The following is a 24,627-nucleotide window of genomic DNA, read 5'->3' as shown; positions in this document are numbered from 1 at the left end:
AATTTTAAACTTGGAATTCGGCGCAGCGGTACTAGATGTCGTCAGTAAAATTTGCTAATAAAAACTACATTAATATGATTATTTTTAAGTAAATTTACGTTAAATATACTAACAGAAATTTTCCGTTCTGTACATCAAGAATCATAGACCCTTTCTAGTATCCTTAAGGTTAGGTTACCCTGACTGAATCCAAATCTAACGCAGTCTGATTGCAAAATCTGAAGTAATAGAGACTACACCAGCGATCAATAGATAACATTCAGTACCAGTAAATAGTAACTGGCAAAGACTCCGTAGGCGACTTAGTGGAAGAGGTAAAAAATTTTTGCCTCAAACTTGTTTGTCAGAGGCAAAATTAGGGAATGCTTAAAAATAGCAATTGATAACCCAGAAATAGGGCACATATCAATTTACAGTATCGATAAATTATTAAGGTAGCAGTGGCAATGGTAGAGCCTGAAAACAAATTATTTGCCCTAAAGGATGGTTGGACTTCTCAGGAAACAAGAGAACAACAACGTCTTAAAGCTTTGTCAGAACTAGGTTTACGGCAACCAGAAACAATTCCGGTTTTTGAAGAAGCCACTCAAACTGCTGCCCACTTTTTGGAAGCACCAATTTCCATTTTGGGATTTGTGGATCAAGAACGCCACTGGTTTAAGTCCGCAGTGGGCTTATCTAGACTGGGACTGATGAATCATTTGGCACAAAGCCGCCAACTCTCACGCAGAGAATCTTTTTGCACCCAGGTAGTAGAAAGTTTTCAAGTATTTGTAATTAATGATACGCATAAACTTACAGATGCAGTATTGGCTAGCAGCAAATTAGTGCAAGATTATGGCATTCGTGCTTACTTGGGAGCGCCACTGATTGATGCTTCAGGACATTGTTTAGGTGCATTAGCGGTGATGGATTTAGTACCGCGCAATTTTACAAACCGAGACATTGAGTTTTTACAAATCATCGCTCGTTGGAGCATGAGTGAATTTGAGCGTAACCGACTCCTGCAAGGGAAACTCGAATCAAGCACTCCCGTAGCTCCTATATTTTCACTCAACGACGAACGTAACACCGAGATTAAAATCGCGGCATCAAGTTTAGAAAGTGACTCTGTTTCTACCAAGCAACTGAAACTGCAACTTTTGGAACAGCTAACTCAGGAGTTACGCACACCCCTAACATCCGTACTTGGTATGGCTAGTGTTCTAGGACGTGAAATTTATGGGCCTTTGACAGGTAAACAGAGAGAATATTTGGAAATTATCCAACACAGTGGTCGGTACTTACTTTCCCTAGTAAACGAAATTACCGAACTAGGAACTGTAGATGACAACTCAACTGTGCTAAATCTAGCTCCTGTGGATATTGAAATGCTCTGTCAACAAGCTATCAATACTTTAGAAGAAGCGGCTAATCGCCGAGACCAAGATATTCGCCTGTCTATCGAACCGGGACGCAATCGTATTTGGCCTTTAGATAAAGACAAGGTGCGGCAAATCCTGTATCACCTGATGTTTAGTGTAATTCAACTTTCAGCTACAGGTAGTGTTGTTCGCATTCATGTCTCTTATAAGGAAGATACCCTCAATGTTACTATTTGGGTTTCCCATCCTTGGCTGGGAGACGGAATCACTGAGGTTGATCCCTACTTCCGCCTCAATTCTTTATCATTACTAGAACTAACAGGTGAAGTAGCAAATTACAATACTCGCAAAACAAGCCAGGAGCAAGCAGATATTTCACCAGTAGCTGTGGACAAGTTACAAAACTTGAGTGATTCCCACTTAAATTTCTTCGCTTCTAATTCAGATATAAATTTAGCTAAAGGAAATGGAAGTCTTTCTCGTGAAAGCTTGGGTCTGTTGTTAAGCTGTCAGTTGGCAGAGTTGCATGGTGGACAAATTTTGATTCAAGGTTCGCCAGAATCAGGATATCGTTATGTACTTTCTTTGCCATTACAACTGGTGACTTCCTCACAAGCAATTAGTGATGTTTGATTCCCAGCAATGAGGATTGGGAACTGGGGATTGGAGAAAAATATTTCCAATCAATGTTATTGTCCATGAAATAGATGAGGGGTTAATCAACAGCTGTTTTTTATTAGTATTACCTGAAATGTTTTGGAATTAAAGGTGAAACTGATGGCTATGCATAACAGCGCCATCACTAATTTGTAATCTACGTTATTACCTTTTTATCGCTATACGCATTATGATCGATTCCAAGTTCTGCGTAGGCAGACTAATCGATCGCAATGTTTTTTATGAATTTAGTCTGGCAACGATTTACCTTATCATCTTTACCGGTCAAAGAATATCTCACCACCAGTTACGTCCACCGTTCTCTGGTAGGACTATTGGGTTCTTGGCGGCAAACCAGCGTCTTGATACAGTGGGGAGATGCGTTAGCAGCTGTTTTACTGTGCTTAGTCTATGCCCTTGCGCCTTTTACTTCGAGTACGTTAGTCGGTTTGTTGCTGGTAGCTTGTGCAGTATTTTGGCTGCTGTTGACTTTATCTGATGAAGCAACAACAAATGTCTCGTCAGTGACTCCCATTCACCTATTGGTATTGCTCTACTGGACAATTGCCGCAGTAGCAACAGCCTTATCACCAGTTAAAAAGGCAGCCCTTAGCGATTTGGCAACCTTGAGCCTGTATTTGCTACTATTTGCCCTTTGCGCCAGGGTCTTAAGGTCACCTCGCCTCCGGTCTTGGATTATCATCCTTTACCTGCACGTCTCGTTAATTGTCAGTGTATATGGTTTGCGCCAATGGTTTTTTGGAGCCACAGCACTAGCAACTTGGGTTGACCCTGAATCTCCTCTGTCTAAGACTACGAGGGTCTACAGTTATTTAGGCAATCCCAACTTGTTGGCTGGATACCTTTTACCAGCAGTCATTTTTAGCTTAGTCGCAATTTTTGCATGGCAAAGCTGGCCTAAAAAGGCATTGGCATTAACAATGTTTCTTGTCAATACTGCCTGCTTAATTCTGACTTTTAGTCGTGGCGGTTGGATTGGACTCGTGGTGGCAATTTTAGCTGCGATGGCATTGCTAGTTTATTGGAAGAGTGTGGAAATGCCACCTTTTTGGCGTAGTTGGTCGCTACCGATTGTCTTAGGAAGTTTGATAGGGGTATTGCTACTAGCAGTAATATTTGTAGAACCAGTGCGCCTGCGGGTATTTAGTATTTTTGCTGACCGCCAAGATAGCAGTAATAATTTTCGCCGAAATGTGTGGGATGCTGTGTTCGAGATGATTGGCGATCGCCCCATTCTTGGTATTGGTCCTGGTCACAACTCATTTAATAAAGTTTACCCCCTGTACCAACGTCCTCGTTACACTGCTTTGAGTGCTTATTCGATTTTGCTGGAAGTGGCTGTAGAAACTGGCTTTGTTGGTTTAGCCTGTTTTCTCTGGCTAATAATTGTGACATTGAATGCAGCGTTTTTGCAAATGCGACGATTGCGACAACTCACAAATGTAGAGGGATTTTGGTTAATTGGAGCGATCGCTATTTTGTTGGGTATGCTAGCTCACGGCACCGTAGATACTGTCTGGTATCGTCCTGAAGTCAATAGCCTTTGGTGGCTGATAGTTGCCTTAATTGCTAGCTATTGGACACCTTTGGCTCAGAACCAGACAAATTCATCTAATTCAGAATTCGCTCCAAACTAAAATCAATAAATTGTCAGTTGTTTTCCTTATAACAACTGACAACTGACAATTTTTCAATGCCAATCCAAAATCCAAAATCCTGTTAGTCCCTGTAGCTAGTAGCCCCAGGAGCATTAGGGTCGCGGTAACGGGCTGGTTCGTCGTCACGCTTTCTCCCAGCCAAACCAGCTAGACCGAATAGACCAATTAATCCCAACCAACCCCAATCAAAATCGTTGCGCTCGTAAGTAGTCGTCCTGGGAGCAGTATTAACTCCAGGATCGGTAGTTGTTTGAGCTTGTGCAGATAGAGTTAAAGGCAAAACTCCCATACTCAAGGTGAGAACGCCAGCGCCAACAGCTGTAATGAAATTACTTTTCATAATTGTGAAAATCTCTCATGCCATCCAAAGTTACTCACCAATGTATCGAGTTCCAACATTGGCAGAATCAATCTACGGCTATAAACTCAGAATTTTCACAACTCACGCTGTAGATATACAACATCCTTGTCACAGTAATGGATTTATCACTCTGATGTGGTAGTTTGGCAAAACTGACTCTTAATAGTTTTTCATCGCCCGTTGTATGTCACGCTGGTCTTGGCGGCGTTTGAGATCTTCTCGCTTATCATGCAACTTTTTGCCCTTGCCAAGGGCTATACTCACTTTTACCCAACCTCGTTTGAGATACATTTTTAAGGGGACTAAAGTTAAACCCTGCTGTTCTACTTTGCCAATTAGCTTGCGGAGTTCTTGGCGATTCAGCAACAATTTGCGTGTACGCCGTGGTTCATGATTAAAATATTGTCCACTAGCTGTGTAAGGTGAGATATGCACATTGATTAACCATGCTTCGCCATCACGAAGCAAAGCATAGCCATCTTGGAGATTGACTTTGCCCGCACGAATCGACTTGACCTCTGTTCCTGTCAACTGAATTCCAGCTTCGTAAGTTTCCAGAATTTCATACAAATAACGGGCTTGACGGTTGTCACTAATAACTTTGTAACCTTCGTTCTTGTCACTCATTGATAATTTGTGTGCTTTAAATGTACCTAAAAAATTATTTGGATTGATTTATAAATTATAAGGTGTATTTTGTAACCTCGATAAATGCTAAACTGTATACTACTAATCTAACTTTTATAACTTTGTAATTAAAAATTTTTTGGTAACTTGAAATTACCTAGATTTTACTCATTAATCATTGGTCATTGGGCGAAGAACAACCAAAGAAGCCTGAGCAAAGGCTGCTAGTCCCTGAACTTTTCGTAAGGGAGACGCGCAAGGGACGGTGACAAGTAACTATTGACAAAGGACAAAGGATATTTATGGCGATCGCTACTGAAAAATTATTGTCGAAATCAATATTAATTTACACAAACGTGAGCATTTACTCTAGGTTATTGATGAGTTGTTACAAATTACAAAGCTGTCTATCCCTTGTAAACGTGGGAGTAGAAGCTGAGTTACACTTCGTTAACCCTTCCTAAGGATTTAATACTTTCTTTATAAATCAACCCTCAGGCAGTCATTACCTGGTAATCCTGTCATAGTATGAAACATAAGAACACTATTCTTACCTGTGTTCACTGATGGAGCTGTAAAAGCAAATTTCTGAGTAAAAAAATGCTAGGGGTGTACTGTCCATGCCCTTGAAGATCCTTGTAGTGGATGATGATCTGGGCACTCGTCTGTCTGTTAGCGACTATCTTGAACTGTCTGGCTACTCTGTGATCACGGCTAATGACGGTCAAGAGGCTTTGGTTATGGTGGATGAGTATCATCCTGATTTGATTGTCACGGATATTGTCATGCCACAGATGAACGGCTATGAACTAGTGCGCCGGGTGCGTCAACAACCAATGTTCCGTTTATTGCCTGTAATTTTATTAACAGCGAGAACTAAGACCCAAGAAAGGATTTTGGGCTATCAGTCAGGGTGCGATTTATACTTACCCAAGCCTTTTGAACTGGAAGAGTTAGCAGCAGCAATCCGCAATCTTTTGGAGCGATCGCAAATTATTCAATCCGAATACCGCTTTTCTCATAAAGATAGTTTGGACATTTCACCCTCTACAAAAACTGTGGACTCTCATAATTCTCTGTCCACTCAAATTCAGAAATCCGACTTGCACTCATCTCTAACTCATAGAGAACAGGAAGTTTTAGAACTATTAACTCATGGTCTTTCCAATGCCGACATGGGTCATCAGCTACATCTGAGTCCTCGAACAGTGGAAAAATACGTTAGCAGCTTATTAAGAAAAACTTCAACTAGCAACCGAGCAGAATTAGTCCGTTTTGCAATTAAGCATGGTTTGGTGGAATAAAAGTGAAGAGTTAAGAGTGAGGAGTGAGGAGTTAAAAAGTTAACTTCTGAATTCACCAATTCTGAATTCTGACTCCTAATTCCTAACTCATAACTTTAGATTATTGGTTTTTGGCTGGTAACGTAGGTAAGCAGACCTTCACAAGCATCAATCAGTAAATCAATCACTTGATTAAATCCCTCTTGCCCACCATAATATGGGTCTGGAACTTCCTTGAGATTGTGTCGAGAGCAAAAATCGCACATCAAACGCACTTTGTCATGATACTGCCCAGTTAGGTCAAGAGTCAGAATATTGTCATAATTCTCTCGATCCATCGCCAAAATTAAATCAAACTCTTGAAAGTCTGATTTTTGAAATTGGCGTGCGTGACCACGCAGTTTAATTCCCAGCTTGGTAGCAGCCGCAGCACTCATACGTCTGTCAGGTGGGCTACCAATGTGATAACTAGATGTACCAGCAGAGTCACAGAGGATGTGTTCGCTCAAGTCGGCCTGCTCAATGAGATGATTCATGATATTTTCTGCCGATGGCGATCGGCAGATGTTACCTAAGCAGACAAACAAAAGTTTGTAAAGCATAAATATTTTTTGTCCTTTGTCAATAGTCATTTGTCTTTTGTCAGTTGTCCTCTGTTACAAAGTTCAGATCCAAGGAAGCCTTGGCTCAGACTTTGCACTTTGTCATTTGTTCTGTCTTACAAAGTTCAGTTCGCCCGAAGCCGGCGCACCCTGCGGGATCTTGCTACAGACTTTGCGCTTTGTCTAAAACCAATGACTAATGACCAATGACCAATGACTAATGACCAATGACTAATGACCAATGACTATTGAAATCCAGGAAGCTCAAGTCCACTGGTCAAGTCTTCCATGCGTTCCCGCATTGTTGTTGTGGATTTGTTGTAAGCTTCTTTCATTGCTGCTGTTACAAGATCAGAAAGTACTTCTGCACCTTCCCCTAAAGCATCTGGAGAAATTTCCACCCGCTTAGGTTCTTGGTTACCACTGACAATTACCTTGACCAGACCACCGCCAGACTCTCCTTGAATTTCCATTTGCTCCAACTCTTCTTGGAGTCGCTTTGCGCCTTCTTGAACTTGCTGTGCTTTCTTAAAAGCTTCAGCTAATTCTTTCATTTTTCCCAAGCCAAAGCCAAATCCTTGTCCTTTACCTGTCATAATTAGTTTGACGCGTGTGCGTTGAATAACAAATCAAATTCAATTATAGATGCGGTCAGTAATTTGCCTCTTTTTTTACCAATAATTAATGCATTCTGGAATAGGGCATAGGGCATGGGGCATGGGGCATTGGGCATTGGGCATTGGGCATTGGGCATTGGGCATTGGGCATTGGGCATTGGGCATTGGGCATCAGCCAATAATCAATAGTTCTTCTTCCCCTGCTTCCCCTGCTCCCCTGCTTCCCCTGCTCCCCTGCTCCCCCTGCTTCCTCATCTCCCCACTCCCTATCCACAAGCAGCTTGAAACTCTCCGAGCATTTTGACTTCTGGCTCTAACCGAATAGACCAACGTTCTTGTACTTGATGTTGGATGTGACGAATCAGACAGAAGATATCACTAGCTTTTGCTCCACCACGGTTAACGATGAAGTTAGCATGGAGTTGTGCTACTTGCGCTCCACCAATTTGGTAGCCTTTGAGACCTGTTTGTTCAATTAACCAGCCAGCGCTGTAAGGTTTAGGATTGCGGAAGACACTGCCACAACTGGGGAAGTTATATGGTTGAGTGCTTAGGCGATGCTTTTTGTGTTCCTTGGTGATTGCCACAACTTGTGCTGGATCTGTACCTGGTGTGAGCTGTAAGGTGGCTTGGGTGACTATGCGATCGCCACCTTGCAATAATGAAGTCCGGTAGCTATAACCTAGTTGATCGGGGGTAAGAGTTTCCAGCGTCCCATCGGGTGAAAGTACCTGGGCACTAACTAACATATCTGCGATACAGCTATTATGTGCCCCTGCATTCATCACCACAGCGCCTCCGACTGTGCCAGGAATGCCAACAGCCCACTCTAATCCTTGCCATCCCAATGATGCGGCTTCCCATGCTAAGCTGGGAATTGATTCTCCAGCCGCAACGGTTAATTGCCCTGTTTGTGGGTCAAAGTGGCTGAAGCGGAGATGACGAGTGGCAATCACTAAGCCTGATATACCCCCATCGCTCACCAGCAAATTAGAACCCGCTCCCAGTGTTGTCACTCTTAAATCGCGTTCTTTTGCGTATTTAAGACTTGCTTGCAGTGCTTCTAAGTTTCGAGGAGCAACGAACCATTGGGCTGCTCCCCCAACTCTATAGGAAGTAAATGCTGACAAGAAAGCCTGGGACTTGATCGCACAATCAGTATTGGGTAAGTAAATTACCTCGTTCTCCACCGAATTAGCTGTTTGTTGTTTCTTTGTATTCAAAGCAGAAGCTGTGCAGACGTTTCCTACTGCCTGGGAAATGGTCATTTTTACTTTTTATTGGTAAATTTTTTACATTTATTTACCGTAAAACTACGGTATTAGACTTAACATCAAACCGTTACGAAAGGGGCGCTTTGGTCAGAAATGGAACTTTGCAAAGCCCCCACTTAGGATGTGGCTTTAGCAGGCTCACGGAGTGTTGCAATGATTTCAGGAATGACTTGATTTAAGTTCCCAGCGCCCAAAAACAGCGCCAAGTCTCCTGGACGCAGTGTTTGTAGCAGGAATTCGCCTACTGAGGATAAAGTTGGTTGATAAACTACCTGGGAATGTTGCTTGGCAATTTCCGCTGTAAGATGCTCACCACTGATTTGCCCTAAATTGGGTTCGCCTGCACTGTAAATATCAGTCAGCACAACCAAATCAGCATGGCTAAAGGACTGAGCAAATTCTTCTAAAAAAGTAAGTGTACGGCTATAGCGGTGGGGTTGGAAGATGGCAACCACTCTTTGTCCTGGTCTTGCCTGTAAACGTGCAGCGGCGAGAGTAGCGCGAATCTCGCTGGGATGATGAGCATAGTCATCAATGAAGGTAATACCATCGACTTCACCCCGGAACTCAAAGCGGCGTCTTGCTCCTTCAAAGGTGGCGATTCCTTTGGCAATTTCTCCAAATTCTAAGCCCAAGACACGACCAACAGCTACTGCTGCTAGGGCATTACTGAGATTGTGCCGACTTAGCAGGCGCAAGTTCAAGACGCCTAAGGCTTTGCCTCTTTCCCAAACTAAAGCTGTAGTGCCATCTGCACGATAGTCAATATTAGTGACAGTGTAGTCAGCGTCAGTATCTGAGTGTAAGCTGTAGGTGATTGTTGGTTGCAAGCGATCGCGCACTGTAGCACAGTCAATGCTACCTATCAAAGTTTTGCAACCTTTGGCAAATGTCTGGAAGATGTCAATTACTTCTTCTAATGTATCGTAGTGGTCAGGATGATCGAGTTCAATATTGGTAATGATGCCAATTTCTGGAGCGTGTTTTACTAGAGAACCATCTGATTCATCTGCTTCGGCTACCAAATATTGGCTTTGTCCCAATCGAGCATTGCCGGACCAAGCATTGACTTCGCCACCTACTAAAATCGTTGGGTCTAGACCTGCTTGCAGTAGCATATAACCAATCATGCTACTGGTTGTGGTTTTGCCGTGGGTTCCTGCGACTGCAATACTATAGTAATCAGCAATCAGCGCTGCTAGTACATCTGAACGATGTAAAATCGGACAACCTAATTCAAGAGCTGCTTTGTATTCTAAATTATTCGTGTTAATTGCTGTTGAACAAATGACTTGAGGCAGTTTTGAGTTAGTAGTAGTAGCTAATTTTTCTGGTGAATTTAATACTACAACCTGAGATTCCTGGGGGTCAAAGAATTCGAGATTACTTGCCTCTTGTTTACCAAAAATATGAGCGCCGATAGATTCCAACTTGTGCGTAATGTGGTTTGGACGTAAATCCGAACCTGATACTGGAAATTGACGCTTAGCGAGAACGTATGCCAGAGCAGACATACCTATACCGCCGATGCCAATGAAATGAAATGGTCTACCACTAAAATCTACAGAATTACTCATTTATTGCTCCTCTTACACCACACCACACCATAAATCACAAATGACACGCGTATCATAACAGGAATTTGATATTTACCATAATTACTCCTGTGTTATGTTCATGCCTGACGCTGGGATGAGTTTTCTGCTCTGGTTTTGCGAGTTCAGAATGATTTTACCTTGGTTGGAGGTTTTTGCTATTTCTGAACTGTTTTTAAGATTATTCGCAAAATTTTGGCCGCATCGGGACAGAAATTCTTGTAATGACAAATACATATTTTTAGCTACCTTGCTGTAGTTGACTACGATAGTACATTGTTAGTGAAACTGATTTTAAATTGCATCAAGTCTACGCGAGAATTGAGTACAATAGTACATTGGTAATGAAACTATTTTTCAATTGCATAAAACCCAGGCGTAACTGGATGCAGCAACTAGCAATTTTTGGTGGCACATTCGATCCAATTCATTGGGGACACCTGCTCGTAGCCGAGACAGCTTTGCATCAAGTATCCCTTGAAAAGGTAATTTGGGTGCCATCTTTAAATCCTCCTCATAAAGAAGCAGCTTTGTTTGAGCATCGTGTAGAAATGCTGCAATTAGCTACAAAAGATAACCCAGCGTTTACTGTCTCACTAGTGGAGGGAAAACGCTCTGGGACTTCCTATGCCATTAACACCCTGATGGACTTATCTGCTTGTTACCCAAATACTCGCTGGTACTGGATTGTGGGCTTGGATACTTTCCAAACCTTACCTCATTGGTATCGTGGACGCGAACTAGCACAAATGTGTAATTGGTTAATCGCACCCCGACTGCTAGGTGGTGAGACTATAACTCAAAGCGAGTTAATCTGCAAGCAAGTCGAGAAACAACTAAGCAAACACTCAAATACCATTGATTGGCAATTCCTGGATATACCTTTAGTAGGAGTTTCGTCAAGTCTAATTCGGAAATTTTGCCGCGAACGCAAGTCAATTCGTTATCTAGTCCCAGAATCCGTAAGATCGTATATTGCCAACAATAATCTTTACTCCAAATAAATCTGAATAAATTATGTGTTTTTTTATTGATCTAACACTTTATGGTTATAAGTGATCCCCCCCTTTGCGATATGATTGGGGTCAACGATATCAACATATAGGCATATATACAGAGGGCAAGACACTGTGATTAGAGTTGCAATCAACGGTTTCGGGCGTATTGGACGTAACTTTGCGCGTTGTTGGGTGGGTAGAGAGAATAGCAAGATAGACCTTGTAGCCATCAATGACACATCAGACCCTAGAACCAATGCTCACCTGCTGAAGTACGACTCAATGCTAGGGAAGTTAAAGGATGTTGACATTACTGCTGATGATAACTCCATCATCATTAACGGTAAGACCGTTAAGTGCGTATCCGATCGCAATCCAGAAAACTTGCCCTGGAAAGATTGGGGAATTGACCTAATTATCGAAGCAACAGGGGTATTTACCAGCAAAGAAGGAGCGCTCAAGCATGTGAATGCTGGAGCCAAGAAAGTTCTGATCACTGCTCCTGGGAAAAATGAGGATGGCACCTTTGTGGTTGGTGTGAATCATCACGACTATGACCACAACGTACACCACATTATCAGTAATGCCAGCTGTACTACCAACTGCTTGGCGCCAATCGCCAAGGTGTTGAATGATAAGTTCGGCATCATCAAAGGTACGATGACCACCACCCACAGCTATACAGGTGACCAGCGCTTACTAGACGCTTCTCACCGGGATTTGCGACGGGCGAGAGCCGCAGCCATCAACATTGTACCCACCTCCACTGGTGCGGCAAAGGCAGTGGCACTGGTAATCCCAGAACTCAAAGGCAAGCTCAATGGCGTTGCTTTGCGTGTACCGACCCCGAACGTTTCAATGGTAGATTTCGTAGTTCAAGTTGAGAAGCGTACTATTACTGAAGAAGTTAACCAAGCTCTCAAAGATGCTGCTGAAGGACCACTCAAAGGCATTTTGGACTACAGCGAACTAGAACTGGTATCGTCTGATTATCAAGGTAGTGACGCTTCGTCAATTGTTGATGCTAGCTTAACTTTGGTTTTGGGTAATGATCTAGTAAAAGTTATGGCTTGGTATGACAATGAGTGGGGTTACAGCCAACGAGTTTTGGATTTGGCGGAATTGGTAGCCGAGAAGTGGGTTTAATTAAAAAGTTAGGAGTTAGGAGTTATGAGTTAAAACTCATAACTTATCATTCATAACTTCTAACTTTTGAAGTGTTGAAATCCCTGGCTAAGAGTGAGAACTTGGTCGGGGAATTTTTTTTGTTCGTCGTGTAATAGTATTGTTGAACCTGGTGTAATTCTGCCGACGATCGCAGCACCTTCACCAAGATATTCTACTAAAGCTGATGCTGGCTCTTGTGGTAAGCACAACACTAATTCAAAGTCTTCGCCACCATATAAAGCATATTCCAGGGCTTGCTCTGGTGTCAGCCAATGGTTAAAAGCTGTTGGTAAGGAAATTTGTCTCAGTTCTAACACCGCGCCAACGCTGCTGGCGCGACAAATTTGGATTACAGCATCTGCTAAACCGTCGCTGCTATCCATACCAGCAATGGGCATGGGGCATGGGGCATTGGGCATTGGGGATGCTAAGATTTTTTTGAGGATGGATAAGACATCTAATCGTGGCTGGGGACGCTGATGGGCGAGGATTAGAGCCGTCTTTTGTGCGTCATTGAGGTTTTGTCCGAATTCGGGATGCAAGAGCAATTCTAAGCCAGCGTGGGAGGCTCCGTGAACACCTGTAACGACGATCGCATCTCCCACAACAGCAGCAGAACGGCGGATAATTTGACTGGGGTGAACTTGACCAAAAGCGGTAATTGCCAAAGTAGTCACAGGCGATCGCACCACATCACCCCCAACAATTGGGGTATTGTATTTTTGCAGGCATTCTGTCATTCCCTGGTATAGCCTTTCGACCCAATTCACGCTCAAATCCCCAGGAAGTCCGAGTCCGACAGTGATACCCAATGGGGAAGCACCCATCGCTGCCAAATCTGACAAGTTAGCAGCCGCCGCACGCCAACCTGCATCTTCTGGGGAAGTGGTGAGGTTACTAAAATGCACACCATCAACCAGCACATCTGTGGTGACGACTAAAGATTGCTCTGGTGCAGTCACCAATACTGCCGCATCATCGCCAATAATTTCTGGGGGACAGAAACGTTGTAATTTTGCTAAAAGACCTTGTTCGCCAATATCTTTGACATTAGTCATTAGTCATTAGTCATTGGTCATTGGGGACTGGGGATTGGGGACTGGGGATTGGGGACTGGGGAAGAGGACAAGGGGACTGGGGACTGGGGATTGGGGACTGGGGAAGAGGACAAGGGGACAAGGAGAATTGGGAACAAGGGGAAAGACTTGTTGCAAGTTCTAACTCTTGTCACCTTGTCCCCAATTCTCCCCTGCTCCCTCACTCCCTCACTCCCTCATCTCCCCCACTCCCTACTCCCCACTCCCCCAAGTTACGATAAAGTTATCGTCTAGGGGGATGTTGGAATGGTCTCTACACTGGTAACAAAGCTCACATTTGAAGAGTACTTAACTTATGATGATGGCAGTGGTTTTCACTACGAGCTAGTAGATGGCAGGCTGGAATTAATTAATCCCCCTACAATTCAACATTTCTTGATTGTCGCTTTTTTAGATACCGCATTCATAGCAGAAATTCAGCGCTTGAGTTTACCTTGGTTAACTTTTCGGGAAACTGGGACGAGAACTGGGAAAAATAAGTCTAGGTTAACTGACTTGTCTGTGGTGACGCAGGAGCAAGCAAGAGAATTGATCAATGCATCAGCAGTCTTTGAGTCACCACCATTACTAATTGTAGAGGTAGTCAGTCCAGATTCTATTAAGCGGGACTATCGTTATAAGCGATCTGAATATGCGGCGGTTGAAGTGCCAGAATATTGGATTGTAGACCCACTAAAAGAAAAGATTTCAGTGCTGTGGCTGGAAGAAGGATTTTACGAAGAGACGGTGTTTAGTGGCGACCAGCAAATTGTATCGCGGACTTTTCCAGAAATGGCGATCGCAGTTAATCGGATATTTACCGCTGGGAATCTCAGTTAGGGGAGTGGGCATGGGGCATTGGGCATTGGAAGTGTGGGAGGTGTGGGAGGATGGGGAAGAAATCTTTCCCCCCTCTCTCCCCACACTCCCTCATCTCTCTCATCTCCCCACTCCCTCATCTCTCCTACGCTGCTTGGGCTGCAACCAGATTTTCTATGCCTTTAACTACTGTTGCAGATTCAATTTTGTCACCTGCCTTGAGTTTATCCAAAACTTCTTTGCCTTCAGTGAGATAGCCAAAAACGGCATAACGACCATCCAATAAGTTGCGTCCGGCGGGAGTAAGTTCTGGTTCAAACAGAAAGAAGAAGAATTGCGAAGAACCTCCATTCACTTCACTTTCGGGACGAGCCATAACTACTGCGCCAAAAGCAGAAAAAGGCAGAACTGGCATATCAATGTAACGACCAGCTTCTTCTAGGGTAATGCCATAGGTAGGCTCCTTGTCACCTTGAACCAAGACTTCTAAAGGAATGGAGCGGTATTTGCCTGTGCTTGGGTCAATGAAACCCACTTCTTTTCCAACGGGATCTCCAGTTTGCAGAAAGTAAGATTCTTCAGAACGGCTAAATTCTAAGCCATTATAAAAACCTCTCTGCACTAAATCTACAAAATTACCAGCGGTAATAGGAGCGCTGTAACCATCCACTACAAGGGTAAGGTTGCCTTTGTTGGTTTTTAATTCCACGGTGGCACGACCTTTAAGTTGTGGCAGGTTACTATATTCAGCAGGAACTTCAAAGGGAAATTCCTTCACCATTGACTCTTCTAGCTGAGTGATGAGATTCAACAGTTTAGTTCTCTGTTGCAATATTTGTTGTTTATCTTTGCTGTTTGCCAATTCTTGGAGGTTAGCCACGCCAGATTTCAACTCGTTAATCCAAGCTTCTGCTTGGGGTTGGCGTTCTTCGATAACACTTGCTAGGATTTGGGAGGGTTTATCGAGAATGCGGGATGCTTGGCTGATGTCTTTGGAAACAGCACCCCAGCGTCGATTTGCCCGCAGTTGGGCAGAAATGTCCTCTAAACTGGCTTGTAGTTGCCGCACAGGTTTGTTATCTATCGGGAGTGCATACCGCAACAAAGCATTACCGTCGGTAATTGCGTTGCCAGCTGGCAGCGCGGCGCTACTAGAGGGAGTCCACCCAGCTGTAGTTATGCCTAAAAATATTGTTACCAGCAGTATTGCCATTAGGCTGTTCTTCAGCCAGGATTTTAATAAGTTAAGCATGGAATAACTCAAATGCAGCATTGATATTGTTAACTGGACGTAACCCATCAATAATCTTCCCACAGTAGGAGTGCCCAGTGCTAAGTGCTGAGTTATGAGTGAAAAAATGGGGGAGTGGGGAGTGGGGATGAGGGAGCAGGGGGAGCAGGGGAGGCAGGGGAGGCAGGGAGCAGGGAGCAGGGGAGAAAATCTTCCCCTCTGCCCCCCGCCCCCTGCCCCTCTGCCTCTTCCAATGCCCCATGCCCAATGCCCCATGCCCAATGACTAAATAGCTAATTACTCCGCTTGAAGGGTACAATAAATGCCGATTGTCTTCCAAAATTTGAAAGTTTCATGATCTCCAGCAACGACTTTCGACCTGGTGTCTCAATTGTATTAGATGGATCTGTATGGCGAGTGGTGGAATTCCTCCACGTTAAGCCAGGGAAAGGTTCTGCCTTTGTACGAACCAAACTGAAAAATGTTCAGAATGGGAGTGTGGTGGAAAAAACCTTCCGGGCAGGGGAAACAGTACCGCAAGCTACTTTAGAAAAAAGTACGATGCAGCATACCTATAAAGAAGGCGATGAGTTTGTCTTTATGGATATGGAAACCTATGAAGAAGGCAGATTGAGTGCAGCACAAATTGGCGATCGCGTAAAATACCTCAAGGAAGGTATGGAAGCTAACGTCATTCGTTGGGGTGAACAAGTTCTAGAAGTGGAACTGCCCAACTCTGTGGTTCTAGAAGTTGTGCAAACAGATCCCGGTGTAAAAGGTGACACTGCAACAGGTGGTACTAAACCAGCTACTCTTGAAACTGGTGCAACTGTGATGGTTCCCTTGTTTATTTCCCAAGGTGAACGCATCAAAATTGATACCCGTGATGATAAATATTTAGGCAGGGAATAAGTTTGGATTTCGATCTCAAACAATCCCGATTTAAATCCCTACTTAGGGATTAAATCCCTGCCACACTTAAAAATGCTAATTTACGGATAGGTCGAGGTAATAAAAACTGTGCCATTGGACTTTAATGAAATCCGCCAGCTACTGGCCACTATTGCACAAACTGACATTGCAGAAGTCACGCTTAAAAGCGATGACTTTGAACTAACAGTACGTAAGGCTGTGAGCATCAGCAATCATATGTTGTCGGTAGGTCAAGCGACCTTAGGCGGTGTGGTAGGTTCGGGCTTATCATCTGGTTTAACTACAAACCAGGTGACTACAAGTCAGGTAACAGAAGTAGGAACAGGTCGTCTGTTTGAGAATGCTGCAACTGGAACACAATTGCAGTTGTCAGTAAATACCCCCTCAACCATTGACCAGAGATTAGTAGAAGTGCCTTCTCCGATGGTGGGAACATTTTATCGCGCTCCTGCACCGGGTGAAGCACCATTTGTAGAAGTGGGCGATCGCGTCCGCAAGGGTCAAACAGTCTGTATCATTGAGGCCATGAAGCTGATGAATGAAATCGAAGCCGAAGTCTCCGGGCAAGTGATGGAAATTCTCCTGCAAAATGGCGATCCAGTAGAATATGGTCAACCTTTGATGCGAATTAACCCTGATTAAGTATTAATCTATATATGAAGTGAGTTGTCGTTAAAACTTTCAATCCTTACGGGTTAATCCTGATGAAACAAACGTTGCCTTTACCACCAGAAGTGGTGCAACAAGTAGCTGAATACTTCGGCCTGTTAAGTGAGCCAATGCGCCTGCGGCTGCTACACTTACTGCGGGATGAAGAAAAATGCGTGCAAGAGTTGGTAGAGGCAACACAGACTTCTCAGGCAAATGTGTCCAAACACCTGAAGGTAATGTGGCAAGCAGGAATCCTTAGCCGCCGCAGTGAAGGAACTTGCGCCTATTATAGAGTAGAAGATCAAATGATTTTTGAGTTGTGTAATCGGGTTTGCGATCGCCTCGCCACAAGGTTAGAACAGCAAGCCCGTAATTTTCGTGTCTTGAACACCAAACGGTAAGTCTAAGAAAGTTATGAGTTATGAGTTATGAGTTATGAGTTAAAACTCCTCACTCCTAACTCCTCACTCCTCACTCCTCACTTTTTTAAAGCGGATAGTTTTTATCAAAGCTTTCACGAGTTAGCGGTTGTTGTAACTCTACACCCTCACCGCCCAAAACATCCAAAGGTTTACCGTTCACGTCAATGTACACTTTGGCTTTTGGATTTAAAGTGGTCGCAGTATAAACAACTTGTCCCACACGACCGATCATTGAGGCGCTACCGCCACCGCTGGTAAACTCTTCAGATAAATTAACGCGAACTTCATCGTTATCGGCTTTTAGCCCCAATAATTTGGTTCCCTTGGGGATAGTTGTAGAATCTGTTCCTTCTGTTGGTCCTGCTAACAAGCTTTGTAAAGCTGTTTCTAAAACTTGGTTGGGTCGTACAGCAGTTGCTCTAGCGACTCTTACAGGCTGGGGAACCAAAGCAATATTTTTATCGTTTGGTCTAAGCCAATAAACGTTAGCAGTTTGCTCATTAGCTGGCTGCCTAGTTGATGGCTGCACTGGCTGGTCGATACCTTGAGAGGGTTTCGTTGGTGTGGGAGCATTATTAGATTGTGCAGTTAACCAAGCCACGCCGCCACCCACCGCTACAACCGCTGCTGCGACGGCTGCAATTATGCCTGAAGAAATACGATTAGATCCTTGTTGGTCTTTCATGTTCAAAACCTTCCTGACTGAGGGCTGAGATGGTAGTTATGTGAGGAGCAGCCTGGTTAAAGACGATACTTATAAGTGGAGAGTTTCCTACAACTTAGAGGAGGTTCGATGCTTCAAAATCCGATTATTTTTAATCCTGCAAGTCCCTAATTCAATTTTAGAGTTTGCGCTTCTAGTCCGTCACTGTCCAATTATGTAAATTTTGGGGAATGGGGAGTGGGGAGTGGGGAGATGATGAAGATGAGGGGGATGAGGGAGAGGGGGAAGTGTGGAGAGATTATGAAAAAGCTTCCTACTCCTCGCACACTCACAATACCCTTTTTGGCCAATGCCCTATTCCCTACTCCCTATTCCCTATTCCCTCATTAACCCACTGTTTAAGTGTTGTTGTCACTTCATCAATGGCGATTTCTTGAGATTTACGAGTCGCTCTTTCTACAACTTCGACTTTGCCATTAGCGATGGCTCGCCCGGTTACAATTCTGTATGGGATGCCTATCAAGTCTGCATCTTTGAATTTCACTCCAGCTCGTTCATCGCGGTCATCGAGTAAGGTTTCAATTCCGGCTTGATTGAGTTGTGTGTAAAGTTTTTCGGCGATTTCGACTTGTTGAGCATCATTAATGTTGGGGATTGTGACGATCGCGTGATAAGGTGCGATCGCTACTGGCCAAATAATCCCATCTTTATCGTAAGATTGCTCTACGGCAGCCTGTGCTAAACGCGATACGCCTACACCAAAACAACCCATAAATAGCGGCTTTTCTTCACCCTGTTCATTGGTATAAGTTGCTCCCATCGCTTGGGAATATTTAGTGCCTAATTGGAAGATGTGACCTGCTTCAATTCCCCTGGCGCTTTGTAGTAATTGTTCTGGGTAGTCCTTGGCGCGATCGCCTGGTCTAGCTTTCCGCACATCTACTCTATTTTTTTCTTGTGGTAGTTGAAATTGCTTACCCCAGTTAGCACCGACTACGTGAAAGCCAGTTTCATTAGCACCTGTGACAAAGTTTTCTAAATTAACGGCTGTTTCATCGACCAAGCGTAGGAACTCAGGATAAGGATACTGTCTTTGAAATGTCTGAAGTTGCTGATTTGCCTTCATTAGGCTATTAGCCTGAAGTATTTTGGCATTGGCAGACGTAGATTTTGGATTGATATTACCAAAAGATTCAAGCTTTGTCTGGATAGATAAGCCGACACTCAATACATCATAGTCTGGTCTTTGAACACCCACTAAATCGGTATTCAAAACCTCATCAAGTAATTGAGATTCTAAGCCTGTAAGCTGTTGAATTTTTTCTCTACTTAGGCGCGGACAAGAAAGAAGATAGTCATCGCTAATATCTGGGCTAATGTAGCCTAAAGGCAGAGATTTCGCTGTCCATGTTTGCTGCGCTTCAGAATTTGGTACGCTCAAACTAATAATAGTTGTAGCACCATAGTCAGAAGCTAATTTGGTCAATTCATTTTGCAACTTGACCTCATTAACTTCTTGGTCGCCTCGGATGCTCACCAAAACCAACACCGTCACACCATTGTTATAAACTGTTTGGTAAAGGACGTTTTTCACCACTTGGGTGGGAGAACATTTGAGGAATTTCGAGACTGTTTCAATGGTCTCTGTTCCAGGTGTATCGCGTTTCTCGTAGGTTGTAAACCGTGACGGTTCCGCGTCAATTGGTAAAGAAACAGCCTTTTCTACGTTAGCGGCGTATTTACCATCCTCAGTGTAGAGAACTTCGTCTTCGCCAGCTTCCGCCAACACCATAAATTCTGTGGAACCAGAACCACCAATCGCACCAGAATCAGCTTCCACTGCCCGAAAAGCTAAACCAGAACGCCGCAGCATATTGCTGTAGGCTTGATACATATCGTCGTAAGTTTTTTTGAGGCTAGCTTCATCGACGTGGAAAGAGTAGCCGTCTTTCATGATAAATTCCCGTCCGCGCATCAAACCAAAGCGGGGACGAATTTCATCACGGAATTTGGTTTGAATTTGGTAGAGGTGCAGAGGTAGCTGGCGATAGGAACGAATCATATCACGAGCGATCGCTGTGATCACTTCTTCATGAGTTGGGCCTAATCCTAATTGTTGATCGCGGCGATCGATTAGGGAAAACATGATTCCTTCAGCTTTAGTGTAAGTATCCCAACGTCCCGATTCCTTCCATAAATCAGCGGGTTGTAATTGCGGTAAAAGACATTCTTGGGCGCCTGTAGCGTTCATTTCTTCGCGCACAATTTGGGAAACCTTTTGCAGTACCCGCCACATCAGCGGCAGATAAGCATAGACACCGCTACCGATGCGACGAATGTAACCCGCACGGAGTAATAATTTATGGCTGGGAATTTCAGCATCAGCTGGATCATCCCGCAGTGTAACGAATAACATTTGTGATAGTCGCATCGTTTATTCCCTTTCCAGAATCGCTAATTTCTATGTCAACTAAAGTATGAATTATCAAGGATAAAGTACAAAGGAGCATTGGGAGTGCTGAGTGCTGAGTAGAGACGCGATTAATCGCGTCTCTACAAGAGTTAGGAGTTAGGAGTTATTCTCACTCCCTCATCTCCCTCATCTCCCTCATCTCCCTCATCTCCCTCATCTCCCCCATTCCCCAATCCCCACTCCCCAGTCACTTTAGGAGAAAACAACCTTGTCTAATGTAATTTATCAAGCACAGCCACCTTTAGAATTTATTCCTCCAGCGTTCAACCCCTTATTTCTACGAGTTGTCCATCTGTTGTTACCGAGTTGGATAAACTGGCAAACACCTATTACCAAAATTGAAGCAGACAACGTAGAAGTTTTGGTAGATCTCTATCACCAGTTCCAGGAGGGTAAGATCCGTTTTATGCTGGCTTTTCGCCATCCTAAAACCGACGATCCACTTGGTTTGGGCTACTTGCTGTCTCAACTCGTGCCAAAGGTAGCACGATCGCAAGGCACAGCGCTACAACTTCCGATTCATGCTCATTTTATCTACGATCGCGGCATTCCTCTATGGGCAGGTTCTCACATTGGCTGGATTATGTCTAGTTTGGGTGGTACTCCCATTCAGCGGGGTAAGGCTGATTGGACGGGGTTACGTTCGGCGCGTGACTTGTTTGCTAATGGAAACTTTCCGATGGCTGCGGCGCCAGAAGGTGCTACCAATGGGTTGTCGGAGATTATCAGCCCCTTGGAACCTGGTATTGCCCAGTTAGGCTTTTGGTGTGCTGAGGATTTGCAAAAAGCTGGACGTGACCAACAGGTTTTAATTGTACCAGTTGGGATTAAGTATAGTTATGTTGATGCTCCTTGGGATGCGATCGCTAATCTTTTAAGTGAATTGGAAGCAGCTAGTGGTTTACCTGTGAATCCACCACAACCAGGCAATGTTGCTGCTGTAGAAACGCTTTATCCCCGGTTATTAACTTTGGCGGAACATTTACTTTCGCTGATGGAAGTATTTTACACGCGTTTCTATCATCAAAAACTGCCAGATGCCAAGATTGTCAATGAGCAAATTCCAGATAGAAATCAAGCGTTAGCAGTTCGTTTACAAGCTTTGTTGAATGCAGCGTTGTTAATTTCAGAACAGTATTTTGATTTGCAGTCAAAAGGTAGTTTGAGTGACCGCTGTCGGCGAGTAGAACAAGCTGGTTGGAATTATATATTTAGAGAAGAATTTAAGGATGTTAAAGGAGTATCTGTTGTGGAAAAAGCTTTAGGCGATCGCGTTGCCGAAGAAGCCAATGCGCGGATGTGGCACATGCGTTTAGTAGAAAGTTTTGTGGCTGTTTCTGGTAATTATATTAAAGAAAAACCAACAGTAGAAAGATTTGCGGAAACAACTCTAATTCTATGGAAAATGATTGCTAAAATTCAAGGCGGTAAAGCTGTCCAGCGTCCACAATTAGGGAAGGAACAAGTCAAAATAACTGTGGGTGAACCCATATCTATTTCTGAACGTTACCCGGCATATAAAGAGAATCGTTTGGGTGCTAGGCAAGCTGTTGCAGATGTAACGAATGATTTGCAACACGCGTTGGAAGGATTGATTTGAAAAGGATGGCAAGGACAATTGCTTCAGATACCTCAAATCCTATATTTCTATATATACAATCAGATTTGATGCATCAGAAAACGATACATCCTCTAAACCTTAAAAGGATTATACATGGCTAAAAAAGTTTCCATTATCAATATGAAGGGTGGCGTTGGCAAGTCAACCCTCACTGTTAATCTTGCTTGGCACTTTGCTGCATACAGACATTGGTCACAGAAAGTTTTGGTTGTTGATCTTGACCCACAGTTCAATGCAAGTCAATACTTACTTGGCGTGAGTAAGTATAAGGCAATACTTGATAATGGCAAGCCAACTACATGGGATATTTTTGAACAGAACACACGTACACCTACAGGACTTAGCAAAATTATTGAGCCACACAAACCTATTCATAATGTTGTTACTTTTGTCAGTAACAGCAGGATAGACCTTATACCCTCAAGACTTGAACTCGCTTTCTCCCTGAAGAACCCTGCACAAAAGGAGAGACAACTTTCCAGAATACTTGCCAAGAGGTCTAATGAATATGATTTGATACTAATTGACTGTGCCCCAACTGAGTCAGTCTTGACTACAGCCGCGTATCTTGCCAGTGACTATCTGCTAGTTCCAGTAAAGCCAGAGTATCTTTCTGCTATTGGACTCCCCCTTTTGGTAAATTCTATGAATGATTTTAAGAACGAAAATGAGGAGCATAATTTGAGCCTTGCGGGAGTGGTTTTTAATGCCGCAGAGAATTATTATCCAGAAGAACAACTATCAAAAAACATGGTACGAGATTTAGCTTCTAAACAGGGTTGGTATGTATTTCAAGCAGAGGTTCCTTACTCTAAATCATTTCCCAAAGGTGCAAGGGAGGGTAAGCCAATTATTAACACTTCATATGCTCGTACAGTTCAAAAAGCACGTTTTATGAACTTTGCAGAAGAATTTGCTAAGAGGATTAGTCTGTGACGGATCAACCAGAATTTGAACTACTAATAGAAATTGCTAAACTTCTCAACAAGCACAGTCCAGAGTTTTCTAAGAGTCTTGCTGAGCTTCTGTCCTCGCCAAAATTTATAGAACACTTAGTTTCGGTTCTCTCCAGTACGAACACAATAAGTTCAACAGGTATAACTCAGCAAATAAAGCCAACACCAAGCAATCAAAGTTTGAAAACACCTCGCTCATCATTAACCAAAAAAGCTAAAATATCTCAAAAAAAAGAGAGTCAGTCAGCAAGAGGCAGTTTACCAGCAAGTGTCTCTTATCCGTCATTCTTAAAGGAGCTAGAAAAAACAGATCTTGATAAATCAGTATTGCTTGTCAAACTTTATCATAGCCTGATGGACAAAACTCTCTTACCAACTCTGCAAGATATTCGGAATTTTGCATCAGATATAGGCTTATCAACAATAAAGGCAACCTCTCGCAACAAGGCAATCATTCATCTTGTCAAGGATTTATTATCTTTGAATATTGAGCAATTAAAGACAAAACTTGATGGACTGATGCCAGTTTTGCCCCAAGACGATCGTAGTCTTGAAGCTTGGGCAAATATAATTTTAGATAAAGAGCGGCAAACAAAACAAGAAGACTGAATTTAGTGAGTTATCTATTCAGGCAATTCACCAAAGCGTTCTCGGTAACGCTGCAAGAGTTGTTCTGCTAATTCTCGTTGCTGTCGTTCCTGTTGGGCGCGAATACTTGCTTGTTCTGCAAGTTCTTCTGGAGTGGGAAATCTATTACCTTGCTCATCAAACCAGTATAGCCAGTGGCGCTGCCATCCTTCATGGATACCTTCACCTGTACCAATTCCTAAGGCTATTTCAGATATCCATACAGGTTCACCAAGCTGGCGCACATATTCACCATTTTCTAAGCGATAAACCTCAAAAGATTCATGTTTATCACGCTGATAATAATCAGGGTTGTAAATGACATAATACAGCACGCCCAACTGAGCATAATCGGTCTTTTTTTTATCATATTCTCCGCCGTAGGTTTGAGAAACAACTTCCAATACCAATATCGGAGAAACGTTATTTTCTTCTAACAAAACATAGCTTAACCTTCCCTTAGGATCGTTCTTGCGGCGTGGTACTCCTATGCTGAGAAAACCATCGGGAATTATGGGAGTTCGCCGAATTTGACGTGTGCGATCGTAAATGCCCATATCAACACCAAAAAACCAGTCCCATCGGTCTTGCCAAATTAAAGCTAAGATTGCTTTTAATAAGTTGGGAATCAGGTTTTGTAGTTCATTGTCCACAGGTGTATCGTCGGAGCAAGGTAACTCTTTTGAGGAAGGAAGATACTCAGGTGTGTTGTAGTCTAGCATGACGATTTATAGGGAAAATCTACTAATAAACCTCCGCTGACTTCACATTAACGAGGATATCAGTATCAGCGGTAAATAGCAATAATCTTCAATTATATTAAACTATTATAGCAAGTATACGCACTATAATGAAATAATTAGTAATTTGGCCGATAAAAAATTCTTAATGAGTCTGTTTGCCACAAGAATGACTCAAGCGGAAATTAAT

At 43.3% G+C, this 24,627-nt stretch carries 23 protein-coding genes; 12 read left to right on the top strand and 11 right to left on the bottom strand.

The genetic code is table 11. The annotated features are described in order from the left end of the window. Positions 1-446 precede the first annotated feature (446 nt). Both IQ276_RS03040 and IQ276_RS03035 read left to right on the top strand, forming a co-directional pair. Positions 447-1,997 (top strand): GAF domain-containing sensor histidine kinase, encoded by a 1,551-nt coding sequence (locus IQ276_RS03040; RefSeq protein ID WP_190875562.1) that lies wholly within the window; start codon positions 447-449, stop codon positions 1,995-1,997. A gap of 266 nt (positions 1,998-2,263) precedes the next feature. Beyond that, on the top strand, positions 2,264-3,679 hold the full coding sequence (locus tag IQ276_RS03035) for an IctB family putative bicarbonate transporter (RefSeq protein WP_193919228.1): 1,416 nt from the start codon (positions 2,264-2,266) through the stop codon (positions 3,677-3,679). Between the two features lie 82 nt (positions 3,680-3,761). On the opposite strand, the gene IQ276_RS03030 is transcribed toward IQ276_RS03035, so the two are convergent. Both IQ276_RS03030 and smpB read right to left on the bottom strand, forming a co-directional pair. Beyond that, positions 3,762-4,040: a WGxxGxxG family protein gene (locus IQ276_RS03030; RefSeq protein ID WP_190875560.1), complete on the bottom strand. Its 279-nt coding sequence runs from the start codon at positions 4,038-4,040 to the stop codon at positions 3,762-3,764. 180 nt (positions 4,041-4,220) lie between these two features. Next, positions 4,221-4,688 carry an SsrA-binding protein SmpB gene (gene smpB, locus IQ276_RS03025; RefSeq protein WP_190875559.1) on the bottom strand — a complete coding sequence of 156 codons (468 nt, stop codon included), beginning with the start codon at positions 4,686-4,688 and terminating at the stop codon, positions 4,221-4,223. A 620-nt stretch (positions 4,689-5,308) separates the two neighbouring features. On the opposite strand from smpB, the gene IQ276_RS03020 reads away from it, so the two are divergent. Continuing rightward, positions 5,309-5,992 carry a response regulator transcription factor gene (locus tag IQ276_RS03020; protein ID WP_190875558.1) on the top strand — a complete coding sequence of 228 codons (684 nt, stop codon included), beginning with the start codon at positions 5,309-5,311 and terminating at the stop codon, positions 5,990-5,992. A 95-nt stretch (positions 5,993-6,087) separates the two neighbouring features. Here IQ276_RS03020 and IQ276_RS03015 read toward each other — a convergent pair whose 3' ends face one another. From IQ276_RS03015 to murC, 4 genes are all read right to left on the bottom strand, one after another. Then, positions 6,088-6,573, bottom strand: a complete 486-nt coding sequence (locus IQ276_RS03015) for a low molecular weight protein-tyrosine-phosphatase (protein ID WP_190875603.1) — start codon at positions 6,571-6,573, stop codon at positions 6,088-6,090. A 245-nt stretch (positions 6,574-6,818) separates the two neighbouring features. After that, positions 6,819-7,169, bottom strand: a complete 351-nt coding sequence (locus IQ276_RS03010) for a YbaB/EbfC family nucleoid-associated protein (RefSeq protein WP_073644781.1) — start codon at positions 7,167-7,169, stop codon at positions 6,819-6,821. 287 nt (positions 7,170-7,456) lie between these two features. Next, complete coding sequence (gene murB, locus IQ276_RS03005) at positions 7,457-8,458, bottom strand: UDP-N-acetylmuramate dehydrogenase (RefSeq protein WP_190875557.1); 1,002 nt, start codon at positions 8,456-8,458, stop codon at positions 7,457-7,459. A 122-nt stretch (positions 8,459-8,580) separates the two neighbouring features. Further along, positions 8,581-10,041 (bottom strand): UDP-N-acetylmuramate--L-alanine ligase, encoded by a 1,461-nt coding sequence (gene murC / locus IQ276_RS03000; protein WP_193922241.1) that lies wholly within the window; start codon positions 10,039-10,041, stop codon positions 8,581-8,583. A 404-nt stretch (positions 10,042-10,445) separates the two neighbouring features. On the opposite strand from murC, the gene nadD reads away from it, so the two are divergent. Both nadD and IQ276_RS02990 read left to right on the top strand, forming a co-directional pair. Continuing rightward, complete coding sequence (gene nadD, locus IQ276_RS02995) at positions 10,446-11,063, top strand: nicotinate (nicotinamide) nucleotide adenylyltransferase (RefSeq protein ID WP_193922242.1); 618 nt, start codon at positions 10,446-10,448, stop codon at positions 11,061-11,063. Between the two features lie 126 nt (positions 11,064-11,189). Continuing rightward, positions 11,190-12,203 (top strand): type I glyceraldehyde-3-phosphate dehydrogenase, encoded by a 1,014-nt coding sequence (locus tag IQ276_RS02990; protein ID WP_190875554.1) that lies wholly within the window; start codon positions 11,190-11,192, stop codon positions 12,201-12,203. A 59-nt stretch (positions 12,204-12,262) separates the two neighbouring features. Here IQ276_RS02990 and thiL read toward each other — a convergent pair whose 3' ends face one another. Then, positions 12,263-13,282, bottom strand: coding sequence for a thiamine-phosphate kinase (thiL, locus tag IQ276_RS02985; RefSeq protein ID WP_235115376.1), 1,020 nt, complete (start codon positions 13,280-13,282; stop codon positions 12,263-12,265). Between the two features lie 285 nt (positions 13,283-13,567). Here thiL and IQ276_RS02980 point away from each other — a divergent pair, with 285 nt between their 5' ends. Further along, entirely contained in the window at positions 13,568-14,140 is a 573-nt protein-coding gene (locus IQ276_RS02980) for a Uma2 family endonuclease (protein WP_221707599.1), read from the top strand. 124 nt (positions 14,141-14,264) lie between these two features. On the opposite strand, the gene IQ276_RS02975 is transcribed toward IQ276_RS02980, so the two are convergent. Continuing rightward, a complete protein-coding gene (locus IQ276_RS02975) occupies positions 14,265-15,371 on the bottom strand; it encodes a peptidylprolyl isomerase (RefSeq protein ID WP_235115375.1) in 1,107 nt (368 codons plus the stop codon). Between the two features lie 333 nt (positions 15,372-15,704). Here IQ276_RS02975 and efp point away from each other — a divergent pair, with 333 nt between their 5' ends. From efp to IQ276_RS02960, 3 genes are all read left to right on the top strand, one after another. Beyond that, complete coding sequence (gene efp / locus IQ276_RS02970; protein WP_190875550.1) at positions 15,705-16,262, top strand: elongation factor P; 558 nt, start codon at positions 15,705-15,707, stop codon at positions 16,260-16,262. Positions 16,263-16,370: 108 nt separating this feature from the next. Next, positions 16,371-16,925 carry an acetyl-CoA carboxylase biotin carboxyl carrier protein gene (gene accB / locus IQ276_RS02965; protein WP_190875549.1) on the top strand — a complete coding sequence of 185 codons (555 nt, stop codon included), beginning with the start codon at positions 16,371-16,373 and terminating at the stop codon, positions 16,923-16,925. Between the two features lie 62 nt (positions 16,926-16,987). Further along, positions 16,988-17,335 (top strand): ArsR/SmtB family transcription factor, encoded by a 348-nt coding sequence (locus tag IQ276_RS02960; protein WP_073644771.1) that lies wholly within the window; start codon positions 16,988-16,990, stop codon positions 17,333-17,335. 85 nt (positions 17,336-17,420) lie between these two features. Here the strand turns inward: IQ276_RS02960 and IQ276_RS02955 are convergent, their stop codons facing one another. Both IQ276_RS02955 and proS read right to left on the bottom strand, forming a co-directional pair. Next, the gene (locus tag IQ276_RS02955) at positions 17,421-18,041 is read right to left on the bottom strand and encodes a GerMN domain-containing protein (protein WP_190875548.1); all 621 of its coding nucleotides are present in this window, start codon (positions 18,039-18,041) and stop codon (positions 17,421-17,423) included. 340 nt (positions 18,042-18,381) lie between these two features. Continuing rightward, positions 18,382-20,451, bottom strand: coding sequence for a proline--tRNA ligase (proS, locus tag IQ276_RS02950; RefSeq protein WP_193925378.1), 2,070 nt, complete (start codon positions 20,449-20,451; stop codon positions 18,382-18,384). A gap of 250 nt (positions 20,452-20,701) precedes the next feature. Between proS and IQ276_RS02945 the strand changes: the two genes are divergently transcribed. From IQ276_RS02945 to IQ276_RS02935, 3 genes are all read left to right on the top strand, one after another. Next, a complete protein-coding gene (locus tag IQ276_RS02945) occupies positions 20,702-22,093 on the top strand; it encodes a 1-acyl-sn-glycerol-3-phosphate acyltransferase (RefSeq protein WP_235115374.1) in 1,392 nt (463 codons plus the stop codon). Between the two features lie 114 nt (positions 22,094-22,207). After that, positions 22,208-23,050 carry a ParA family protein gene (locus IQ276_RS02940; RefSeq protein ID WP_193923467.1) on the top strand — a complete coding sequence of 281 codons (843 nt, stop codon included), beginning with the start codon at positions 22,208-22,210 and terminating at the stop codon, positions 23,048-23,050. Further along, positions 23,047-23,679, top strand: a complete 633-nt coding sequence (locus IQ276_RS02935; protein WP_193923469.1) for a hypothetical protein — start codon at positions 23,047-23,049, stop codon at positions 23,677-23,679. The genes IQ276_RS02940 and IQ276_RS02935 overlap by 4 nt, the downstream gene beginning before the upstream one ends. 14 nt (positions 23,680-23,693) lie before the next feature. Here IQ276_RS02935 and IQ276_RS02930 read toward each other — a convergent pair whose 3' ends face one another. After that, entirely contained in the window at positions 23,694-24,419 is a 726-nt protein-coding gene (locus IQ276_RS02930) for a Uma2 family endonuclease (protein ID WP_193923471.1), read from the bottom strand. Between the last annotated feature and the right edge of the window lie 208 nt (positions 24,420-24,627).

Source organism: Desmonostoc muscorum LEGE 12446 (assembly GCF_015207005.2).
GTDB classification, from domain to species: Bacteria; Cyanobacteriota; Cyanobacteriia; order Cyanobacteriales; family Nostocaceae; genus Nostoc; species Nostoc muscorum.
The sequence above is the reverse complement of the archived record's forward strand: the minus strand, read 5'-3'. Positions and strand labels throughout refer to the sequence as shown.